Consider the following 22797-nt stretch of genomic DNA (forward strand, 5'->3'; position numbering starts at 1 on the left):
ACCGCCCTTCACCGGGCGGTGAAATCACCGGCAATTTAAGGTATTAAAAATGAATGACGTTCAGCATCGTGAACTACTGCAAAAAAGCGACCTGGAAATGGTACGTGTTCTGGATGACCTGATTTTTCTGTTGATTCAGAAAGGGGTGATCACCATTACCGATTTGCCAGAGATGGCGCAGGTGAAGTTGATGAACCGTGCGCAGGCGCGCCAGGGGTTAGGTGGGCTGGAAGATTTATTGAATAGCGACGATAACGGAATTTTCTAGTGATTAAACCACCCTCACCCTAACCCTCTCCCTGAGGGAGAGGGGATTGAACGGTGCGGGCGCTATCTCTTAGTCACAACTTTGAAGAACAGTTCCTGCCAATTCGGAGAAGGTTCCGTTCACCAGGCGATTTAAGCCGGACCAGAAATTCAAGGTCAAAGTCAAAAACCAGGCCGGTTTTGACCTTGTTCCCGGCTTCAGTCGCACAGTTTTTTACCCTTCAGTCGGGGTCACGTGGCCGGGAGCCACGTGAGAGAGCGATCGTCGGGAACGAATCGCGAACGACCCCAAATGTTGGGTAAAAAACGGTGTTTACCGCTTTAGCGGCGATTGATTTGCCGGGCGCCTGGATTATCAAGGGGTTGGCGTTAACACCTTGATACGTTCACCGTTTGCAGGAATTAAAGAGATAACTGAACGCACGGGTGAACGGAAAACCTGCGAGGCTAACAGATCTCGCCCTGACAAGATTGCCAGAGCGAGATGTGACTAAGAGACAGCCTGCGAGCCAGGAGATAAGACGGTCTTCTCCCTCTCCTGTGGGAGAGGGCCGGGGTGAGGGCATTTACCCAAATTAAAACGGCGCAGGCTCCCCCAACAACTGGCCCATCGCGCCGTAAATCCCCACCTCTTGCAACACGCGCAACTCGCCTGCGGTTTCTACACGCTCGGCAATTAACGGCAAATCGATATTGTTGGTGGCACTGTGCAACACATCAATAAACAAGCGCTTATCGCTCTCAATATCAATATGGCGAATATAGCTGGAATCGATTTTCAGATACGCCAGCCCCCACTGCGAGAAATGGCCAATCATATCGAAGCGGCTACCGAAGTGTTGCAAACCCAGCCCACAACCAAACTGATTCAGCGACTTCACAAACACTTCCATCTGCGCAGGCTCCGGCAACTGGTTTTCGTCGAGTTCCAGAATTAACCGGTTGGCTAATGCGGAATTGACCTTCAACGGGTTCAGCAACTGCTTAATCGTGGCTTCATTGGCCAGCGAATGCCCCGACAAACTCAGCGCCAGCGAACCCGGGTAACTTTTCAGCTGCTTCAACGTCAGCGCCAGCATCACCTGATCAAGACGATGGCTCCAGCCAAAACGATGCACCCACGGCAGGAAACGCCCGGCAGTAATGCTATTGCCGTCTTCATCCACCATACGTGACAACACTTTGTAATGAATCACTTTCTTCGGATTTTTACAGTCCACTACCGGCTGGAAGAATAACTGGAACTGCCGTTGGCTCAGCGCATTATCAAGACGGGTAAACCACAAATGCTGATCTTCTGTCGCGGCATTGTCGATGGCGGGCACATCGTTTGTCTGGTGTGTGGTGCGCGTTTCGGCTTCGATTAATACGCGGTCAGCCTGCACGAACAGCGACTGCGGCGTATCGCCGGAATTAAAAGGCACCATTCCGGTATGCGCCACCGGGTTAATGTCCGACATGCCGGTGGCATAAAATGCCGAAAGCTGCTGGGTGAGGGCATGCTGCAAATTCAGCATCTCGGCGTGCGTCACGCCCGGGCACAGCAGCGCGAATTCGCCGCCACGGATACGCGCCAGAATACTATCCGCCTTGGCGTGCTGGCTTTTCACCACGCTCATCATATCGGCGACATGCTTCAGCAAATTATCAGTATGCGGGCCGCCAAAACGCTGGTTCAGGCCACTGAGATCCTGAATACGCAGTAGCAGCAAATAGCCCGGCGCGGTCTCTTCATCGCTCAAACGCGACTGCATTTGCAGGTCGAAGGCGCGGCGGTTGGCAACACCGGTTTGGCTGTCGAGATAGGCTTCATTGTGCAGACGTTCGCTGTGTTCAGCTTGATCCTCAAACAGCGATTTAAGCTTGGTGACCATCAGGTTCATCGCTTCGACGACACGGCGCAGCTCTGGGGTTTTCGGCAAATCGAGCTGTGTCAGATATTCGCGGCGGGTAATCGCTTGTGATTGTTCCACCATATAATTGAGTGGGCGTAACTGGCGGCGCAACAGCATGGCACCTGCCAGAATACACACGGCGCAACACGCCAGCATCCACAGCAAATTCGCCAGCGTGCTGTCCCATAAACGTTTGATGGCAAACACCGGATTGCTGACCACTTCGACGCGCGCCGCCTGTTGCCAGCCGCGCATAATCGTCGCTTCACCCGCTTGTGGTTTCACATCGACCAGGCCGACAAACCAGTGCGGCACATCCGGGATAGACGTAGACGTGCTGCGCTCCAGAATGGTTTTGCCGTTGCTCTGGTCAACAATGCGAATCGTATTGTAGTAGCCGCTATCAAAAATCGAACTGACCATCAGCTCAATCATCGCCGGATCGTCAACATGCGGGGTCAGCGACAGGCCTAATGCGGTGGCGGCATCCTGAGCATGAGACAGCAACTGATTAGTATATTGATCCCGCGAACTTTCGAGATTAACCACAAAACTGCCGCTGAAAATAATCAGCATAAAAACAAAGATAGCTATCAGAAGCTGTTTGAAAAGTGACACAGGCTTATCCTATTCATCAATCGGGAATCCTTCTTCGCGCATTTTTTTCAATACATCTTGCCAGCGAGAAAGGTGTTTACTATCCCCGACACGTTTATTATTTTGACTGCCAGGTAACCACAGTCCGCTATCATTAAAAGAGTAAACCGGTAATAAATCTGCACGTTGTGTTGCGGGTAAAATATTATTCGTCAAACTGTCTAAAACCACAGGGATCGCATTAGGTGTTTCATACCAGGTTAATACCATATGCGCGCGATTAAGACGGATGGCTTTAACGTAAGTAATCCGTGGTTTTTCGCCTGAAACACCTAACTGGCGTAATGTGAAATATTTAGCGATTGCATAATCTTCGCAATCTGCTTCCCCTTTTCGCAGCGATTCTATCGGCGTGGCCCAATAATCAATATTATTCCAGATATCGCTATCTTCGCGGTAATGCAGCTTTTGGTTAAAAAAGAGATTCACCGCGGTTAATTGTTCAGACTCACTTTTATTGCGTTGCTGCATAAGCAATTGCTGCCAGGCATCAATACGTTTTCCACCCTCAGGGCTGGCGGGGCCATAGAGGTTATCCGCGCGCTGTTGAATGGTGGTGAAATCCCAGGCGGCACGTAACGTGCTGCCCGCAAATATCAACAACACCGCGATGAATATTTTCGTAGGGTGGATTAGCGTAAGCGACATCCACCATTTCCCAGGCTTAATTTTTTAACACCACTTTTTGCGTCAACCACTTATTGGTCAACTGAGTATTCAGTGGTGAATCGAAAATGTGCTCCAGCGTTTTGTCAACAAACGCCACAAACAGCGGATCTTCTTTGCGCATCATGATGGCGTATTTCATCTTTTCACCGACAATCTCATGCGAAACCGTGAATGCTTCAGGCTTCTCGCTTTGGTTGATGAATGGATAAGCCAGGATATCATCCAGCACGACTGCTGCCGTGCGCTTCTGCGCCACCATATCGAAAGCATCGGCCATCGTATCTGAGGTAATAATCGACAGACTAAGATGTTTCTCACGATTTACCCGATTCAACTCTAACAGATCTTTAGAGCCCCGTGGCACGCTAACGGTATGGCCTTTTAAGTCATTAAGCGTCTGAATATTGTTTTGGCGTAGCGAAACAATACGCATATTGGCCGTGTAATAATCAATGGAAAACGACACACTCTTTTGTCTTTCAGGTGCATCGGTATTCACACTGCAATCAAAATCTATTTTACTGGAGTTAAGTGCTGAAACACGCTCGGTAAACAATGTGGGAATATAATGAATGTCGAGCTTTTTCAGCCCCAGCGAATGTTTTATTTCATCAGCGACTTTATTACACAGTGAAATGGTGTAGCCGGATACTTCGCCGCTATTATCCCGAAACGAAAAAGGCTCCAGCTGGCGATAGCCGATATTAATGATGTGGCTTGCTTTGATATGTTCAAGAGTGACGGAAGTGGGGGCGGCTGCCAGATAATGGGGAACACACATTAATGGCAACCACGAAACCGTTCGGAACAACAATTTAAGCTTGCTGGAAAATGTCTTTTTCATATTAGTACACATACTTAGCCGTTGTTGTGGTCAGTGCTTTGAGATCGGCCGACATCGGAATATTAAGATTTATGGCTTTCGGCGGGATCGGTGACAGGAACCAGCGCTGATAGAGTGCGGTAAAATCCTTACTGGTAATCAATGACAGCAACGTTTCATCGAGGAAGCTTTTGAATTCATTGTCATCGAGCGGCAGTAATAAACCTGCGGGGATCGGCGGGCTTAACGTTTCATCAGATATTTCTAATGAGTCCGGCTCCGGGGAAAGTGCCAGCATGCCTTTCAGGATCGCTGAACTGGAAACCAGCGCCGGTAATTCACCGCTTTGCACTTCTTCAAAGGCGGCGCGGTTATTGTTATCCAGTTCAATATTTAAGTTGAGATCGTTGGTTCTGTTTATATTATGCAATTGCTCAACATAGATAGTGCCACTTTTGACCAGAATGCTATGCCCGGCTAAATCTTCGATGGTGTCGGTGTGGTTATTTTTACGTGTAATAAAGCGGGTGCTGGAGAAGAAGTAAGGGATGGAAAACTCAGCTTTCTGGTGGCGCGCCTCAGAGTAAAAAGCCGGAATACACATAATATCGGTGGCATGGTTTTTGATTAACACAAACTGTGAGGCGGTGCTGCTTTTTATCCAGCGAACTTTCAGATCTTTTAATTTCAGTTTAGTTTTAATCGCCTCAACGACTTTATTACAAATCTCGATGGAATAGCCTGCTGGCTGTTTGTTTTCGACATAGGAAAAGGGGAAGGCGTCATCCTGGTAGCCGAGCGAGATGGTGTTGGTTTCGGTTATTTTTTCGAGCGTTTTCTTGCTATGCAGGTTGTGCGCCCGACACAACGGGCTACTCAGCAGCAGCAGCCCGAGAAAGAAATGGCAAAGCAAAGACTTAGACTGCATTGCAAATTTCCCCATCGATGACTCGGTTACCAAAAGTCGGTTGCAGATCTTTTTCTGGTAACGGTCGGCTGTAATAGTAGCCCTGCACATTCTGGCAAGAAATACGCCGCAAAATAGTCCGTTGTTGCTCGGTTTCCACCCCTTCTGCCGTCACGCTCATGCCATATTTTTGCGCAAACTGAATCAGCATCACCACCAGATATTGGCTGGCACTCTCTTTCTCGAGTTTCATAATCAGCGTGCGGGCAATTTTAATACGCGTAAACGGATAAATAAGCAGGTAATCCAGCGCCGCATATCCGGTGCCTAAATCATCCATCGCAATGGAAATACCCATCTCACGGATTTTCTTAAATACCGGCAGGGCAATCGACTGATCGAGTTTTTCTGACTCAGTGACTTCAATTTCCAGGCGATTAGCCGCCAGGCCGCTCTGTTTTAGGGCATCAATAATAATATCGATTAAGCCTGGGCCATGTAATTGATACGCCGAAATGTTAACCGCCACTTTGGTGGATTCTGGCCACTTAGCCGCCGCCATACAGGACTGGCGAATAATCCATTCGCCAAGACGGATAATTAAACCGGACTCTTCGGCGATATTAATAAAGTAGTCCGGGTAAATCATCCCCTTGGTCGGATGGTTCCAGCGGATCAGCGATTCGTAGCCACAAACGGTTTCATTTTCCAGATCGATAATCGGCTGGTAGTGCAGCACAAACTCATTGTTATCAATACCGTTGATTATTTCCTGATTCACAAACACGCTATTGGTGTGCTTCATCATCATGCCATCTTCAAAGAAGTGGTAGCAGCCACGGCCACTATGCTTTGAGGCATACAAGGCGAGGTCGGCGTTAATCATCAGCGTGGTCGCGCTGTTGCCCTGATCGGGGGCGGTAACAATGCCGACGCTACAGCTAATGGCGAATGTGTTGGTGCCGTAGGTGAATGGAATACTCAACGCGCGGACAATTTTTTGCGATAGCGCGCCCGCTTCCTGGCAATTGTCTGCTTTCACGCTCTGCAAAATCGCAAATTCGTCACCGCCTAAGCGTGCGGCAAAATCCATTGGGCCTAACAGCAAAGAAAGACGCTGTGCCACGCCGATCAGCACTTCATCACCCGCCGAGTGGCCGAAGGTATCGTTCACCGGTTTGAAGTTATCCAGATCAATCAGCAACAGGTTGAATAGCTGCCCGTTCTGATTCATTTCACGGATACATTTATCCAACGCCTGGCTAAAGGAAGCGCGGTTCGGGAAACCGGTCAGTGAATCATGGTGCGCCATGTACTCCATTTTTTGCGACATATCCTGCATGCGTTGCAGGTAATCACGCTCCACCATCGCAATACGGAGTTTTTCAATCGCTGCTGCTAACCGGCCGATTTCGTCATCCTGATCTAAGTAAGGGGTTATGTGGTCGGTTTGCTCATGAGCAATGCGCGTCAAAGAGTTAATCAACAGCGGTACCGGGCGGAACAGACGGCGCATAAACAGCGTCACCAGGGCCAGCGTGCCGAGCAAAATCAGCGCCAGAATCACCAGCGTTTTTTTGAGCATCGCGTCATAAGCCGCGTAAAGCTGGTTTTTGTTGCCAATGCTGCTGATCAAACTGCCAAGGATTTCGCCTGAAGGCGCAAGAATAGGGACGGCACTGATAAAGCACTCTTTGCCGTTGATGGTGGCAAAACCAATATAGTAGTTAACCAGCACATCAGTGGCGCGGTGTCCCTTGAAGCGGATACTGGCGTCTTGCGATTCTGAGTTGTTGCTGATGCCCTGGAAGCCTTTTTCAGGCGTGTAAAGGAACAGCCAGGTCGGGTTACGGGTTTGCACTGATGCCAGAGCCAGCACATCGACAGGGTTGTAACCGGTTTGGATTACCGAGTCGGGGTCACCCAATTTGTGTTCAGAAACAATGCGGGTTATTTGCCCCGTAGAGCTGGTCCCCACCGCGACATTGGTATACACGTTACGCACGATGTAGGTCATTATCTGGGCATTCGCTTCAGCCTGGTGTACCCATTGCTGGTAAGAGAAGCTGTCAATCAGCCCCCAGCCTGCACAGGCTCCCGCCCCAAAGGCAATAAGGATACCCGCCAGCAAAAACTGGGTAATTTTCCCGGCAATGGAATGGTGCCAACCTTTTACGCCTTTGAGCGAGATAAAACTTTTAGCCACTGATTACCAGCTTCCTGAGAATGATACTTGGGTTTGTCGGGGCTGTCGGATGACGCTGCGCTTATCCGACCTACGGTTATGGTTTTGTCGGATGACGCTGCGCTTATCCGACCTACGGTTATGGTTTTGTCGGGTGACGCTGCGCTTATCCGACCTACGGTTATGGTTTTGTCGGATGACGCTGCGCTTATCCGACCTACGGTTATGGTTTTGTCGGGTGACGCTGCGCTTATCCGACCTACGGTTATGGTTTTGTCGGGTGACGCTGTGCTTATCCGACCTACGGTTATGGTTTTGTCGGGTGACGCTGTGCTTATCCGACCTACGGTTATGGTTTTGTCGGGTGACGCTGCGCTTATCCGACCTACGGTTAAGATTTTGTAGGGTGGATAAGCGCAGCGTCATCCACCGTTTATTAGCCGATTGTTATGTGAGTTTTTTATTAATAGAGTTGTGTGTTGTATCAACAACAAATAACGGTTGTGTAACATCACTGCTGAAAAAATAAATAAAGACAAAACACGCGGCAGGACTATAGATAACCCTGATAGTCAAGTCAATCATTAAGAATACCCTTCAAACATTAATTGTTCTGTTGATTGATTCTCTTTAACAATGGCGTTAAATAAAGACGTTTGTCGCTGTTTGTTTTTGTTCTGAAATCCACAATATAAGACAGTTTTATATTAGTGTTAAAATAAATATTTTACTAATTATCAGTGTGTTAGGTTATTTTTGTGTTGGGGTTAATTAATTATCATCGTACTAATCAATGTCCATTTTTACCTATAAATGACTGTTCTTTTCTGAACAAAAAATGAATACAATCCAAAACGTTTTCAGTGTGCCGATGATTTTTAAGATTCATCATCTTCGGTATTATTAAAAAGAATAGTTAAAAATTATAGTTGTTAATTACTTGCTAATTTAACAGCGTATTTGTTTTTTTTTGATTATGTATTCTGCAATATTCTGTCCATTCTCCAAATCACATAAATAGCACTCTAAAGCATACAACACGGGTTAAATTCTTGGACTCTATAGCGAGCGATAGCACAGCGCATACTAATAAACGGTGGGGTTTACCGTTGATTCTTCCCTGCCTGCTTTACGCACTGGCGCAACTGCTCAGCAGCCATCTCATCGTTGATGACCAGGTTCTGGTGGTCTATGACCTCGAATTAGCGGCCATCTCCGCCGTACTGGTATTGTTTGGCTACCGCGCCGTAGCAGGCCTGGCTTTGCTCAGCGTATTAACCCTGTTATTGCGCCCTCTGACTGAATTTTATGAGCTGCTTGGCTATCTGGCCGCCGCCTTGATTAGCTATTTCTTCTATGCCAAAAGCACCGGCTGGCGTAGCCCATCCAGTTTTGGGCGCATCATTCTCACCAGTCAACGGCTCATCTGGCTGTGCTTGTGCAACGCCTTGCTCAATACCGTGTTTAGCGAAGTGGTCTGCCTGTTTACCACTTATCATCCCTGCGCTGCGATGGCGTTTGAGCATGTGTTTAACGCGGAAACGCTGGTCAGAATCCAGGGGGTGATGAACGGCTGCGTAACTGGTATTCCGCTGTTTTATACCGTGTTAAGGATTATCTGCCGCCCGAAATATGCCGCGATATGCCTGAAGTCTATCGGCGCACAGTTTTCAGAAAGCGTCGGGTACATCCGTTTTACGCTCTGGGCGGTATCGCTGCTTGTCTTGATGATTTTTCTCAACATCCCTTTCAAAGATAACGTCTTTTTTACCTTTTACAGCCTGATCCTGATTTTCCCGCTGATGCTGTGGAGCTCAGTGCGCATCGGCTATCTCTTCACCGCGCCAATCTGGACGGTGATGCTTATCATTTTGGCTAAGAATAACGAAAACTACATTGCCCTCAACGACGACTTCATGTTGCATCAGGTGCTGGTGTCGACGGCTATTTTTGTCTTTACGCTGACCATCGTCATCATGGGCGTATTGTCCAGATTCAATAAGTTACGTTTTGATCAGCTGCTGGAAATGGGGTTAACCGACCCGATGACCAACATGCCGAATCTGCGTGCCTTAAAGGCGGATATTAAACAGTCGCCACACTCCACGGTTGGCCTGATTCAGGTTCCAGAAATGGAACTTTTCTCACGCCGTTACGGTTTGCACTTTCGCGCCAGATACCAAAAAAAGCTCGCCGATCACCTGCGTAGCAATCTGCGAGGCGATGAGAAAATTTACTACCACGCGGGTTATGGCCTGCTGCTCAAGCTTGACGACCCAAGCTGGGGAAGGCTCAGCCTGCTGTATCAATCTGCCAACACCTTTCGTTATTCACATAACAATCAGCAGCTTGGTTTCCGCAGCGGCCTCGGTTATTGCCGGGCCACTCAGTTCTGTAATGACGTTTACAGCCTGACCGGAAAGCTGGGGATTGTTTCCGGGCTGTCGCTGGTCAATGGCAAACCTGAAAACCTTGAAGCGCAGTCCAGCCGCATTCTGGAAAGTTACATCGTCGGGCGCACTGATATTCGTACGGTGCTCCAAAAAACGCTGGATAACGACGCCTTCGTGTTAATGGCGCAGCCGATTGTCAGCACCCGTGGCGAAGAGCGCTACCACGAGATCTTGCTGCGTATGCTGGACGAAGAAGGGCGCTTTATTCCGCCGGACCGCTTTTTGCCAGTAGCGACCGAAGCGGGCCTCGCGCCGGATATCGATCTTTGGGTGATCCGCAACACGCTAAAAACCATGCAGCAGCAGCCGGATCGCAGCTTCTCGATCAATCTCGCACCGGTCACGGTGTGTCGCGCCAGTTTTGTTCACAGCGTGCAGTTGCTGCTGGCCGAGTTTGGTGTGGATCCGCAGCGCATCATCTTTGAGATAACCGAAGCAGACGCACTGTCCGATACCGAACAATCGCAGAACACCGTGCGTTCGCTCAAAAGCCTCGGTTGTCGGGTAGCAATTGATGACTTTGGTACCGGTTTTTCCAGCCATGCGCGGTTACGTGATGTCAGCGCGGATATTTTAAAAATCGACGGTTCGTTTATCCGTGAAATTACCGAGAGCGAAGTCAGCCACTACATTGTTGAGTCGTTTTGCCATGTTGCAAGAATGAAAAATATGCAGGTGGTGGCCGAATATGTTGAGAACGAAAGTATTCAGCTTTGCCTGGAAAGAATGAATGTCGACTGGTTGCAGGGTTATCACATTGGTAAGCCAGTGCCTTTGCTTACGCTTGTGTGATCCGATGGTGTCGGGGGCGCTGCGCTTGCCCGACCTACGAAACAGCCGTTGTAGGGTGGATAAGCGCAGCGTCATCCACCAGTTTTGATTAGTTGTAGGGTGGATGAGCGCAGCGTCATCCACCAGTTTTGATTAGTTGTAGGGTGGATAAGCGTAGCGTCATCCACCAGTTTTGATTAGTTGTAGGGTGGATAAGCGCAGCGTCATCCACCAGTTTTGATTAGTTGTAGGGTGGATAAGCGCAGCGTCATCCACCAATGAACAGCAATGAAACGAACAGCAGAACCTTCTTACACCACAATAAAAATGGAAACCCATGAGTCACTTATTTAAATTCAAGCGTCAGGAAGAGGCTGAATATTCCGCTACCAGGGAAAGTGGTCTGACAGCATGGCTGCATAAGTTACACGTGGGTGTCGCCATGAAGCTGGGGTTGATGCTGGTGGCGTGTATTGGCGTGTTGCTGGTTGGCGCGTCATTTCTGCTGTCGAATTATTTATCGAAGCAGCTGGAAAGCAATGCGCTGGAAGTGCTGCGTTCCAATACCCGGATATTCCATAACAATATTCTCACTGAATATAAACGCGTGACGCGCGACGCTGAACGCTACAGCAACGTTTATATCAACAACTATCAAAATATGTCTTCGGTACCGCTGCACTCAATGGATGCCGAGCCATTAAAAGCGCTATTAAATGACAAAAGCATTAATGCTCATTTCACTGAATTAACCAGTGTATTTGCCTCGACCTTTGTTCGCGAAGGCGATCAATTTGTGCGCGTCTCTACCTCGTTACAGGGCAAAGAGGGACGAATTGCCACCTCCACCGTCCTCAGCCACGACAACCCGGCGCTGGCCGAATTAGCCAGAAATAAACCTTTTACCGGCGTGGTGGTGTTATACGGCAAACAATTCATCAGCCATTACGAACCGATTGCCGATAAATACGGCCAGGTTGTCGGGGCGGTGGCGATTGGTTTTGACGTCAAACTGGCGCTGCAACCGGTGATTAAAGAGCTGCTGGCGGTGCATATTGGCGAAGGCGGTTACGCCTACGTGCTGGATGCCGGATTTAACCCCGGTCACATGGTGGCTCACCCAACATTAGCCAACCAGAACGTCGAGAATATTACTGACGCCCACGGCTACAAACGCTATGCCGATATTCTGGCGCGCAAAAACGGCACCATTTATTACGAAACCGTTAGCGGCTACGGCGCGGCACCGCGCAAGCGAGTCTCGGTGTTTGAGCATATTGAAGGGATTAACTGGATCATCGCCACCACCAGTTACGTGGATGACGTTGCCAAAAGCAGCAATCTGGTGCGTAACAGCCTGTTGCTGTTTAGCGTGCTGCTGATGCCGGTGATTTTGCTGCTGATTGCCGGAACCAGCCGCATCCTGATTTCCCGCCGTTTAAACAACGTGCTGAAAGTTTCGCAGTCTATTGCGCAGGGCGATCTGAGCGTTGATGTGCATGTTGATCACAACGATGAAATCGGTGATTTGCTCAGTGCCAATGAGAAGATGCGCGCCTCGCTGCATGCGCTGGTGGGCGAAGTGGTTTCCCATGCTCATCACGTTCATGAAGCGGCGTTAAACATTACCGAAGCGGTAGACGGGCAAGCCTCAACCAGCGTCGAAACGTCTTCCTCGGTGGCGGAAATTACTTCGACGATGGAAGAGTTGTCCGCCTCCTCAACGCAGATTGCCGAGCATTCGCGTGCGGTGGTCGATATTGCCAACGTCACGCTGGAAGACTGCAACAAAGGCTCCGACTCGATGGGTGAGTTGCTGACCCGCATGGCCGACATCGATAGCGACAACCAGCAAAGCATGCGTGAAATCATGATGCTCGGGAACAAGTCCAAAGAAATCAGCCGCGTGATGGTGATCATCAACAACGTGGCGGATCAAACCAAACTGATTGCTTTTAATGCGGCACTGGAAGCATCAAGTGCCGGTGAATCCGGCAAGCGTTTCTCAGTGGTGGCGGCAGAAATTCGCCGCCTGGCCGATTCAGTCACCGAATCGACTTTTGAAATTGAGAATAAAATCAGCGAGATTCAAAACTCGATTAACCGCCTGGTGCTCAACGCCGAAAAAGGCAGCAACAGCATTAAAGCGGGCACCAAAGCCTGCAAAGTGAGCGCCGACCGTTTGCATGACATTGTGGCGACCGCAGAACAAACTTCGACGGCGGCGATGCAGATTTCTCTGTCCACTCAGCAGCAGAAAACGGCGAGTAATCAGGTGGTGATGGCGCTGCGTGAAATCGTGGTCGCCAGTAATTACACCTCGCAATCCATCAAAGACATTCTTTCAATTAGCCAGGATATGACTCAGCTCTCCAAAGAGCTGAACCAGGCCACCGGGTCCTTCAAATTGACGGATAACCCTGATGACCCTACCTAAAATCCGCGTGCTGATCGTCGATCATGGCAGCGAGTCGCGAGACTCGCTGATCCGCCAGCTTGAGATGAATAAGAACATTGTCGTGGTCGGGCAGGCGGTGCAACGCGAACAGGCGGCGAGCCTGGTGCAAAAGATGGCGCCCAATCTGCTGGTGCTGACTTTAGGTGCGCCCGATAGCGAAAACGTCGAAACCGTCGAAACCATTATGGCGACCTGTGCGATTCCCATCATGGTGATGCGTTACTACGCCGACGCGCAGTGGGACACGGAATACATTACCCGTGGCGCGCTGGCGGTGGTCGACAACCAGGGGGAATCGCTGCAAGCGACCCAGGCTCTGCATCGCCAGGTTGAAATGCTGGTGGGCGTAAAGGTGATTCGCCATATCCAGGGGCTGCGCCATCATGCCGAGCCGCCAACAAAACCCGCCAGCGTAACCGAAGCCCCGCATCATCAATGGCCGTTTGTGCTGGCGATTGCCTGCTCAACCGGCGGGCCGCAGGCTTTGAGCAAATTGTTGCAGGCGCTACCGGCGGTGTTTCCCTGCCCGATTATCATCGCCCAGCATATCGCTGACGGCTTTGCGAAAAGCATGGTGCAGTGGCTGGATAGCGTCACCGAACTGGAAGTGCGTCTTGCCGGGGAGAATGACATTTTGACCGCGGGGCGGGTGTATATCTTGCCGCCTGAGCACCATCTGGTGGTTAAAAAACACCATCGTTTAGCCACCATTCCGCGCAAGACGAGTGATGTTTACCACCCAAGCTGCAACTTGCTGTTGGAGTCGGTAGCGGAAGTGTATGGCGAAAAATCCGTAGGGCTGATCATGACCGGTATGGGCAGCGACGGTTGTCGCGGCATTGAAGCCATTTTTCACAAGGGCGGTAAAACCCTCGCGCAAGATGAAGTCACTTCCGTAGTGTTCGGCATGAATAAATTCGCCATCGATAAAAACGTCATCCACAAAATTTTGCCGCTGGAAAAGCTGGCGGGAGCGTTGCTGGCGATGGCTCATCAAGGGAAATTCGAGGGCAAATTGCCATGATCCCCAATATTGCGGACTTCAAAGCGCTGATCAAAGACAGAGTCGGTCTGCATTTTTTTAACGGCATGGAAGGGTTGCTCAACACCGCTTTGTTGCAGCGTATGGGCGAGCGCGGGAAAGAGAGCAGCGAAAAGTACTATGAAAAACTCTGCGTCTCGACCAGCGAGTTCGACAAGCTTCTTAGCCTGCTGACCATCAACGAAACCTACTTTTTCCGTGAGCCGGAAGTGCTGGATATGGTCTGCGACAAGCTGGTGCCGAGAATGCTCGAGCAGCGCGGCGGCCCGGTGCGCATCTTAAGCGCGGGTTGTTCATCCGGTGAAGAAGCTTACTCGCTGGCGATTAAACTGCACCAGAAATACCACGACCATTTTGCCGCCCGTGTGGAAATTCACGGTTGCGACATCGACACCAAAATTCTCGACAAAGCGCGCGCGGCAAACTATTCCAGTTATTCGTTTCGCGGTGTTGATCCGCTTTTGCAGCAAAATTATTTCACCCGCAACGGCAACCAGTTCCAGTTACACGATCTGATTCGTAGCAAGGTGACGTTCCACCGTTCGAACATTGTCAAAGAGCAGCTACAGCCGAAGTTCGACATTATTTTGCTGCGCAATGTCTCGATCTATTTTGATGACGAAACGCGGCGTCTGCTGCAATTCAATTTGCTCACCATGTTACAACCCGATGGCGCGCTGTTCTTCGGCAATGCGGAAACGCTGGCCAATAACTTTGGCATCCTGAAATTAAAGCAGGAACACGGCCTGTTTTACTTCTGCCAGCCGAAAATTTCCCGTGCTCAGGTCGCCAGCGCCAGTGTGAAACCCGTCGTTATGCCTGCCGCTGCACCTTGTGTTGCGGTTCCCGTTCGTGCCACGCAACAGTGTGAAATCTGGATTAAAAAGGCGCTGGAGTGTGTGGCGGAAAAACGCTTTGCCCAGGCCGAAGAGTGGATAAGCCAGGTGCTGGATTGCGATATTCATCATCAGGAAGCGTTGGTTATCAAAGGGGCGATTGCGCTGGAAAAATGCGAATTCGAGCAGACTGCGCAAAGTGCACAACACGTTCTGGAACTGGATGAATGGTCGGCAGAAGCGAAAATGCTGCTGGGGCTGGCAATGATGTGGCAGCACCACACCCAGCAGGCGATTGCCTGGTTTAAACAGGTGGTTTATCAACAGCCTGGCTACTGGCCCGCGCATTATTACCTGGCGGAAATGTATCGCCAAAGCGAGCTGTATCGCCCGGCGCTGCGCACTTACCGCATCACTCTGCAATTGCTCAATGCGGAATTGAACAACACCAGCAACGCCTGCGCACTGCGGCTGCCGCTGTCATTTCCGAGTAATTCGTTTCGTTTTCTTTGTGAACATCAGTTGGCGCAGTTCACCGGTCAGGATGGGCAATAGAGAAGCGTATGGCTATCGATCTTAAAAAATTTGTGCTGCGCTTTATTGATGAAGCCAATGGCCATTTACACACCGTAAAAGAGGGCGCGTTTTTGCTCTCGTCCGGCGAAAGTAGCGACGCGCAAATCGGCGAGATGTTTCGTGCCGCCCATACCCTGAAAGGTGGCGCGCGGATGCTGAAGCTGCAAAGCATCGCTGACGTCACCCATCAGCTTGAAGAGATCTTAAGCGAGCTACGCGATAAAAAGCTCGCGCCGGACCAACAGCTTGGCACCTTGATCCTGCAAGCCTGTGATTACATTTCGGATCAACTGGCCCAGCTTTCGGCCACCGACGGCAACAATCAGTTACCGCCAGCCGATGAAGCCTTATGCGAGCGACTGGCGCGCGCCAGCCGTGGCGAAATGGATAGCAGTGCGGAGCAGAGCACGCCGCCGCCACTGGAAAAACCGTTCAGTGCGCTAAATCTTGAGGCGGTGGATAACGGGCTGAAACAGGCCAGTTCGGTGCGTGTCAGGCTCGAGAAACTCGATGACCTGATAAACATTTTGGGCGAAGTGGTCGCCAGCCATGACCGCCTGGAGCAGCAAGTGCAAAGCCTGGCGAACCTTGGGCCGCGGCTGGCGCAAATGGACGCAGCACAGCTTCGCCAGCAGATCGTGCAATTTAGCCGCCAATTTAAAGAAGATTTCCAGGTTCAGCATTTGCAGATGTTCGAACTGTACGACGTGGCGACCACCATCCGTATGTTGCCGGTATCGATGTTGTTCGAACCGGTTTCGACGCAGGTACGCGAACTGGCGACCGCGCTCAATAAGCAGGTGGATTGCCGTATTTTGGGCGGTGAAGTTGAGATCGACCGGCAGTTAATTGATCGCCTGTCTGAACCGTTAACACACTTGCTGCGTAACGCCATCGATCATGGCATTGGCGAGGCAGCGGAACGGCTGGCAGCAGGTAAATCGGCGCGTGGCACCATCACGCTGACCACCCAACAAGACGGGCGTGGCATCTTGCTGCGCGTGGAAGATGATGGCCGTGGTCTGGATTATCCCGGTATTCGTGCCAAAGCGGTGGCGCGGGGGCTGGTGGAGGCGGCGGTGGTCGATCAGCTTTCCGAGCAGGAATGTAACGAGCTAATTTTCCACCCTGGCTTTTCAACCAGCAAGATTGTCACCGAATTATCTGGCCGTGGTGTCGGGCTGGATATTGTGCGCAAAACCATTGTCGCGGATCTGCAAGGCACTTTGCAGGTACACAGCCGCGCCGGGGTTGGCACCACCTTTATTATCCGCTTGCCTATTTCGCTGGCGATGATGCGCATTTTGCAATTCGAGCAGCAGAACCATCTCTTTGGCCTCGCCGCGCAATATGTGGTGGAAGTGGTGAAATACTCGCGTGATGAAATCCGCGACATTGCTGGCCGTCCGGCGATCATTCTGCATAACGAATTTATCCCGGTGATTTCCGCCGCCGAGTTGCTGCGCATCCAGGACCGTCCTGCAAGCCAGACTGCGCCCGCGCCCATGGCAACCAGCTTGCTGCTGATCATCATTCAGAACCAGTTCGGCAAGATGGCGATGCTGGTGGATAACCTGCTCGACGAGCGCAACATGATGATTAAGCCGCTGCCGAAGCACATGCGCTCGCAGGCTTTAGTCTCCGGCATGGTGTTGTCGCCCGATAACCAACTGGTGAGTATTTTGCAGGTTCCGGTGCTGATGGAGATGGCGCAGAAGCGCGGGCAATCGCGAGCCACGGCGACAAAACCGCAAGTGCGGGCGAATGCCTGGCATGTGCTGATCGTCGACGATTCTATGAACACCCGTGAAATCGAGAAAAACGTGCTTGAAGCCCACGGCTATCAGGTGACGCTGGCTGAAGATGGTTTAGCTGGTTTGCAAAAAGCGCGGCTGACGCAATTTGACGCGGTACTGACGGATGTCGAAATGCCGGTGATGGACGGTTTCTCGCTCACCAGGGCGCTGCGCGCCGAAGAAAACTACCAGCATATCCCGATTATTATCGTGACATCACGAGCCAAAGAAGAAGACCGCCGCCGCGGGATCCAGGTCGGTGCGGATGCGTATATCGCCAAGGGTGATTTTGAACAAGATAGCCTGATAGAAACACTGAAAATGCTGCTGTGTTAAGAGAGAAAAAGATGCGTGTATTACTAGTGGATGATGACTTATTCGCGGCTGAACTGGCGGCGTTATTTCTGGAAATGAACGGCTACGACGTGCTGATTGCCGAAAGCGCTTTGAGCGCATTAGCCAACCTGGATTCTGACAGTTCGATTGAGCTGGTGATCAGTGATTTCCATATGCCGGAAATTACCGGGTTGGATCTGTTAGAGATGCTGCGTGCCAACGGCTGGAACAAACCGTTTGTGTTACTCAGCGCCAGCGAGATGACCGACATTACCGTTATCCCCGATTGTTGGGTGAAGAAAGACGAGAATATGGCGGAAAGACTGGTGGCGGTGGTGAATGAATTACTGATGCCAGTTGCGGCGGCTGAATAGATTACTCAATCATGATGAAACAAGAATTGACGCAAACCACGATGAATACCGCGCAGGATAAAATTGCTCGCCTACGCCAGCGCTTTTTGGAACGCATCCCGAAGATGCTGGGCCAGGCCGAAGAGCTGTTGGCTAAATTAAGCGCCCAGCCGAATGAAACGGACAGCAAGCAACTGCATCTGCTGTTGCACAGTATTCATGGCACCAGCGCTTCGTTTGGCTTCAGTAAAATCTCCAGCCAGGCGTCTGAAGGTGAGTATTTATTGGTGAATCATCCGCTTGATGAGGCGCTGTTTGGAAAATTAGCGCAGGTTATCAGTCAGTTGTATGCGTTGACGGAAGAGCAGGCGGAAAGCGCGCGTCGCGGTGGAGATGCGTTGGTTAAATTCCCGATTGCTGCCTCCAGCCAAGAAGAAGTGGCGATTAACCGCACCATCAAGCCCGTTTACCTGTGTGATGATGAAAGCGAGCAGGCCGAATTGCTGGCGACTCAGTTGCGTTGTTTTGGCTTCATTTGTTATGTCTTTACCAACACCGCCGATTTTACCAAGGCGGTGATTTCACAGCCGCCGTCGGTGGTGATTATGGATGTCAGTTTCCCCGAGCACGCCTATGGCGGCCCGCTGGCGATGTCGGATCTGAAAAAGAAAGTCGGCACGCCGTTCCCGGTGCTTTATCTTTCCTGTCACAGCCATTTCCACGCGCGGATTAATGCGATAAAAGCGGGCTGTGACGGTTACTACGTGAAACCCGCCGCCACCACCGATTTAGTGCAGGAGCTGCATCGTTTAACGCAGCCTTCGCTGAAAAAACCGTATCAGGTGTTGTTGATTGACGATGAGCCGGAAGTGGCGCAGTACAACGCAGAAATGCTGCGCATGGCGGGCATGGAAGTACACGTGCTTTCGCGAATTCCACATTTGCTGAATGTCCTGAATACCCATCCGATCGACATTGTGCTGATGGATTTCCATATGCCGGAATACAGCGGCGAAGAGCTGACCAAACTGATCCGCCAGATCCCGCAGCACATCGGTTTGCCTATCGCGTATCTTTCCAGCGAAACCAATAAAACCACCCAGTTTGGCGCGATGAGTACCGGTGCGGAAGATTTCATTATCAAGCAGGCCGACCCGCAGGAGCTGATTAACGCGGTGTCGATTCGCGCGGAAAGAATGCGCACCCTGCGTGCCCGTATGTCGCAAGACAGCTTGACCGGTTTGTATAACCACTCGACCACCACCCATTATCTGGAAAGTGCGATCACTGAATCCAAATATAGCGGCGTGCCTTTCAGCCTGGTGATGGTCGATTTAGATCACTTCAAAAGCATCAATGATACTTACGGCCATGTGGCGGGCGACCAGGTGATCCTCGGGATCTCACAGCTGTTTTCCCATCGCCTGCGCAGCACCGATATTGTTGGCCGCTACGGTGGTGAAGAGTTCGCGATCATTATGCCGGGGACCACCAAAGAGCAGGCAGCGGCGGTGGTGGAACGGCTGCGCCAGGGGTTTGAAAAGATTCACTTCTCGGTCAACCAGACGCGTTTTAGCAACACGTTCAGTGCTGGCATTGCCTCGTGGCTGCCGGGCGACGAAATCGACACCATCCGCGACCGTGCCGACCAGGCGCTGTATAGCGCCAAACAGCGAGGCCGCAATCGCTATTGCCTGGCTGAAGATAGGGAGGTCGCATGAGCGAGCCATTAGAGCAAATCCTCAGCCAGTATCAGACCGAAAAGCGCGAAATTACCAATGTCGACGAGCCGCAGTGCAGCCTGGTGTTATTTAAAGTCGCCGATAAGAACTTTGCTTTTTACGGCGCGCAAATCAAAGAGATTCTGGCCGACCGCCCGATTTCCTGGGTGCCAGGTTGCCCGCCCTCGCTTGAAGGGGTAATCAATCACCGTGGGCGCGTGGAGTCAGTGATTACCCTTAACTCGCTGATTGAAACGCCTGCGGCGGAGAACATCGCTAAGCGCACTATCCTGATGGGGCGTGGCCAGAAAATGCAAAGCGGGATTCTGGTCGACAAATTAGTCGATGTGCTGGACGTCGCGCAGAGCCAGATTCATCCGGCGGCTGAGCATTTATCTGCCGCCATGCAGAAAGTGGTAGTGGGGATTGTGCCTGTTGGGAAAGAGTATTTCGCTTTATTAGATTTGGATTTAATTTTTGAGCGTTACCTGGAAACCAGCGGTTATGACGCACTCGCTTAACCTTGCGAGCGTGCGTATCACGCTTGGGGATGTGCATTTTTATATTCCGGCAGACCAGGTGCAGCGTTGTGCGCTGGTGGATTATGAAACCGATGACGTCCCACGTTTTAGCCAATGGCTAGGTTTACCTGATGAGCCAGAGCAGGGTTTGCATCTGCATTTGTGGGTGCCCGCCAGCGGTGTGGCAGAGGGCTGGTATTTCTGGGGCGAGCTGGAAAATGTGACGCTACCAGCGAGTGATATTTTCCCACTGCCCGCGCTTATGCAGCACTGTTGCCAGCTCCCGGCGCTGCGGGCGTTAGTGAAAGATGAAAGTTTTAGCCCGTTGTTGAGTTGGTGAGACACCGTCACGTAGGGCGCGCAAGCGCAGCGCCCCCGCCAGCCTTTAAGGCTCACACTCTGATTTATTCAAGCTGGTTTACCGTAATTTCAGATTCTGAATTATCGCGACGGACAATGCCGTAAATTATTTTGTTTTCTACACTGCGATCATAAGCAATGCCTTGCCCGGAAATATCAGCCTTAATGGTATTGACCCAATTGAGCACTGATCCCATTTTTGGAATTTCCAGAACATATATAGCCGGGTTGTCATGCCCTGTTATATAGAGTTTGCCATCCTTTCCCCATGAGCCGCCAGAATTGCTCATGTCATCAAACAGATCAATTAAAGCATCGGGGAACACCCAGCTTTCCTGTACTTGCCACTTATCGTCGAAGCGCACAAGTTGGGTATTATATTTATTGCCGTATACCGAAGAGCTTTTTCCAAAGACACGATTGTAATTAGCAAAAGTCCCCCACCAAACCCCGTTCGCATCGCGATCAATCCAGGTTAGCGAGCCACGGTCAATACCGAAACTGTAACTGCTAACATGCGCCAATGTTGCGGTATCCCAGATTTCAACAGAACTGGTCATCGGCCACTGCGGGTAGTTTGTATGGGCTGCATAGAGCTTCCCATCGAATACCACACCGCTATCAAGATGGCTTAAAGGCCCCTCTTTTTCACCTTGCCAGCGTGCTAATTCGCGGCCGGTGTTTTTATCCATTTTTACGATGGTCTGATTGTTTATCGCATAAAATGCCTGGCCATCTACCGCAACAGCCTGACGAGCTTCCTTAACAGAATAACGCTTAATGGTGGTGGCCTGAGACGTCTCTGGAATTGCCTGTTCAGCAAGAGAGGAAAATGAGGCGAACAGGCAAAGTAAACATGCTGAAGTGTAATTAATTTTCATAAGTATCCTTACAGAATTATTAGTTTTCAGCATGCTAATTATCTTTTATTTCAGTGGTATGACAAAACAGAGCTATCAGTAGGGCGGGCAAGTGTTGCGCCCCCGCCAATAGGTAAAATTCGCCTCCGTACTCAATTCTCAACTCCGCCAGAAGCACTCATATTAAAAATATGTTAAAAACGAGCCTGAACTCGGCTTTCGTCTGCGCACTATTTTTAATACAGGTAATCATGCTTTATGTCTGACAATCTTATCGAGCGAATTTCCACGGCGTTAGAATCTGAATATACCCTCGAAGGTCTTGTCCGACAGCTGCTTGAAATGCTCGAACTGGTGACCAATATGGAGTCAACTTACCTGACTCGCATTGAACCGGATGGCAGCTTCCAACATATCCTTTTTTCCCGTAACACCCGGCAAATGCAGATTCCCGAAGGGCTTTCTGTGCCGTGGGGCGATACGCTTTGCAAGCGTGCGCTGGACGAAGGAAAGCGCTACACCAGCGATGTCGCCAGTGTCTGGGGCGATTCCCAGGCCGCGAAAGTGTTGGGTATCACTACTTATGTCAGCACGCCAGTTACCCTTGCGGATGGCTCACTTTATGGCACGCTTTGTGCGGCCAGCTCCGAACACCGGGTGTTGAATGAGCGCAGTGAACAAGTTCTGCAACTCTTCGCGCAGTTGATTGCTCAACAGATCCAGAATGAGCGGCTGTTACAGCAGTTACAGCAGGCCAATGTCGCGCTGACCACCGCCAGCTATACTGATGAGCTGACGGGATTGCCCAACCGTCGCGCTGTTTTTGAAGAGTTACCTAAACTCTTTTCCAGGGCGCGTGATGAAGCGCGTTACGTGCTGTTAGCCTTTACCGATCTCGATGATTTCAAACAGATCAATGATGTTTATGGTCACGATGCTGGCGATGATTTCCTGCGGGCAGTGGGGCAACGCCTGAAAGAGGGGGTTCGCGCTCACGAAGTACTAGGCCGGGTCGGTGGCGATGAATTCGTGGTCGCAGGCGTTGGGCCTGGTGAGTTTGACGAGGCGCAATTTGCGGCAGACGCCTTCAAAATTCGCCTGGCAAACTTGCTGATGGGCAAGTATCAGCTACATTCCAGTGTGATTAATTATGCTGGCCCAAGTATTGGGGTTGTCGCGGTTAATCCGGCGCTAACCGATCATGATCAGGCCTTGCGAGAAGCGGATACCGCGATGTATCTCGAGAAAGAACGGCGGCGGGATCTGGCCATTACTACATTAAACCCCCCTAAATAATTCTAATATTGCGGA

Annotated in this window: 17 protein-coding genes; 11 read left to right on the plus strand and 6 right to left on the minus strand. The window is 50.7% G+C overall.

Features of this window, described 5'->3' with window-relative positions; translation table 11 throughout:
- Positions 1-49: 49 nt before the first annotated feature.
- Positions 50-268, plus strand: a complete 219-nt coding sequence (locus tag D8682_RS19820) for a hypothetical protein (protein ID WP_064543693.1) — start codon at positions 50-52, stop codon at positions 266-268.
- Between the two features lie 574 nt (positions 269-842).
- Here D8682_RS19820 and lapD read toward each other — a convergent pair.
- Genes lapD through D8682_RS19845 form a run of 5 tightly spaced genes read right to left on the minus strand, consistent with a single transcriptional unit; the run spans position 843 to position 7424 of the window.
- Positions 843-2780, minus strand: a complete 1938-nt coding sequence (gene lapD, locus D8682_RS19825) for a cyclic di-GMP receptor LapD (protein WP_121814965.1) — start codon at positions 2778-2780, stop codon at positions 843-845.
- 9 nt (positions 2781-2789) lie between these two features.
- Positions 2790-3467, minus strand: coding sequence for a cysteine protease LapG (gene lapG / locus D8682_RS19830; RefSeq protein WP_121814966.1), 678 nt, complete (start codon positions 3465-3467; stop codon positions 2790-2792).
- Positions 3468-3483: 16 nt separating this feature from the next.
- Positions 3484-4332 carry an amino acid ABC transporter substrate-binding protein gene (locus D8682_RS19835; RefSeq protein ID WP_162303033.1) on the minus strand — a complete coding sequence of 283 codons (849 nt, stop codon included), beginning with the start codon at positions 4330-4332 and terminating at the stop codon, positions 3484-3486.
- A 1-nt stretch (position 4333) separates the two neighbouring features.
- Positions 4334-5239, minus strand: a complete 906-nt coding sequence (locus tag D8682_RS19840; protein ID WP_064543702.1) for an amino acid ABC transporter substrate-binding protein — start codon at positions 5237-5239, stop codon at positions 4334-4336.
- On the minus strand, positions 5229-7424 hold the full coding sequence (locus D8682_RS19845; protein ID WP_121814968.1) for a bifunctional diguanylate cyclase/phosphodiesterase: 2196 nt from the start codon (positions 7422-7424) through the stop codon (positions 5229-5231). The genes D8682_RS19840 and D8682_RS19845 overlap by 11 nt, the downstream gene beginning before the upstream one ends.
- A 1088-nt stretch (positions 7425-8512) precedes the next feature.
- Between D8682_RS19845 and D8682_RS19855 the strand changes: the two genes are divergently transcribed.
- From D8682_RS19855 to D8682_RS19895, 9 genes are all read left to right on the plus strand, one after another.
- Positions 8513-10648 carry an EAL domain-containing protein gene (locus D8682_RS19855; protein ID WP_238392782.1) on the plus strand — a complete coding sequence of 712 codons (2136 nt, stop codon included), beginning with the start codon at positions 8513-8515 and terminating at the stop codon, positions 10646-10648.
- Between the two features lie 316 nt (positions 10649-10964).
- On the plus strand, positions 10965-13064 hold the full coding sequence (locus D8682_RS19860; protein WP_121814970.1) for a Cache 3/Cache 2 fusion domain-containing protein: 2100 nt from the start codon (positions 10965-10967) through the stop codon (positions 13062-13064).
- Positions 13051-14109, plus strand: a complete 1059-nt coding sequence (locus D8682_RS19865; protein ID WP_121814971.1) for a chemotaxis protein CheB — start codon at positions 13051-13053, stop codon at positions 14107-14109. Before D8682_RS19860 ends, D8682_RS19865 begins: the two co-directional genes overlap by 14 nt.
- Positions 14106-15518, plus strand: a complete 1413-nt coding sequence (locus D8682_RS19870; protein ID WP_121814972.1) for a protein-glutamate O-methyltransferase CheR — start codon at positions 14106-14108, stop codon at positions 15516-15518. Before D8682_RS19865 ends, D8682_RS19870 begins: the two co-directional genes overlap by 4 nt.
- An 8-nt stretch (positions 15519-15526) precedes the next feature.
- The gene (locus tag D8682_RS19875; RefSeq protein WP_121814973.1) at positions 15527-17671 is read left to right on the plus strand and encodes a response regulator; all 2145 of its coding nucleotides are present in this window, start codon (positions 15527-15529) and stop codon (positions 17669-17671) included.
- Positions 17672-17682: 11 nt separating this feature from the next.
- Complete coding sequence (locus D8682_RS19880; RefSeq protein ID WP_121814974.1) at positions 17683-18045, plus strand: response regulator; 363 nt, start codon at positions 17683-17685, stop codon at positions 18043-18045.
- 11 nt (positions 18046-18056) lie between these two features.
- Entirely contained in the window at positions 18057-19745 is a 1689-nt protein-coding gene (locus tag D8682_RS19885; RefSeq protein ID WP_238392783.1) for a diguanylate cyclase, read from the plus strand.
- On the plus strand, positions 19742-20266 hold the full coding sequence (locus D8682_RS19890; protein WP_121814975.1) for a chemotaxis protein CheW: 525 nt from the start codon (positions 19742-19744) through the stop codon (positions 20264-20266). The genes D8682_RS19885 and D8682_RS19890 overlap by 4 nt, the downstream gene beginning before the upstream one ends.
- Complete coding sequence (locus D8682_RS19895) at positions 20250-20606, plus strand: hypothetical protein (RefSeq protein WP_121814976.1); 357 nt, start codon at positions 20250-20252, stop codon at positions 20604-20606. The genes D8682_RS19890 and D8682_RS19895 overlap by 17 nt, the downstream gene beginning before the upstream one ends.
- A 64-nt stretch (positions 20607-20670) precedes the next feature.
- Here D8682_RS19895 and D8682_RS19900 read toward each other — a convergent pair whose 3' ends face one another.
- Positions 20671-21540: a hypothetical protein gene (locus D8682_RS19900; RefSeq protein WP_202914350.1), complete on the minus strand. Its 870-nt coding sequence runs from the start codon at positions 21538-21540 to the stop codon at positions 20671-20673.
- Positions 21541-21744: 204 nt separating this feature from the next.
- Between D8682_RS19900 and D8682_RS19905 the strand changes: the two genes are divergently transcribed.
- A complete protein-coding gene (locus D8682_RS19905) occupies positions 21745-22782 on the plus strand; it encodes a sensor domain-containing diguanylate cyclase (RefSeq protein ID WP_121814978.1) in 1038 nt (345 codons plus the stop codon).
- Positions 22783-22797 lie beyond the last annotated feature (15 nt).

Source organism: Buttiauxella sp. 3AFRM03 (assembly GCF_003675305.1).
GTDB classification, from domain to species: Bacteria; Pseudomonadota; Gammaproteobacteria; order Enterobacterales; family Enterobacteriaceae; genus Buttiauxella; species Buttiauxella ferragutiae.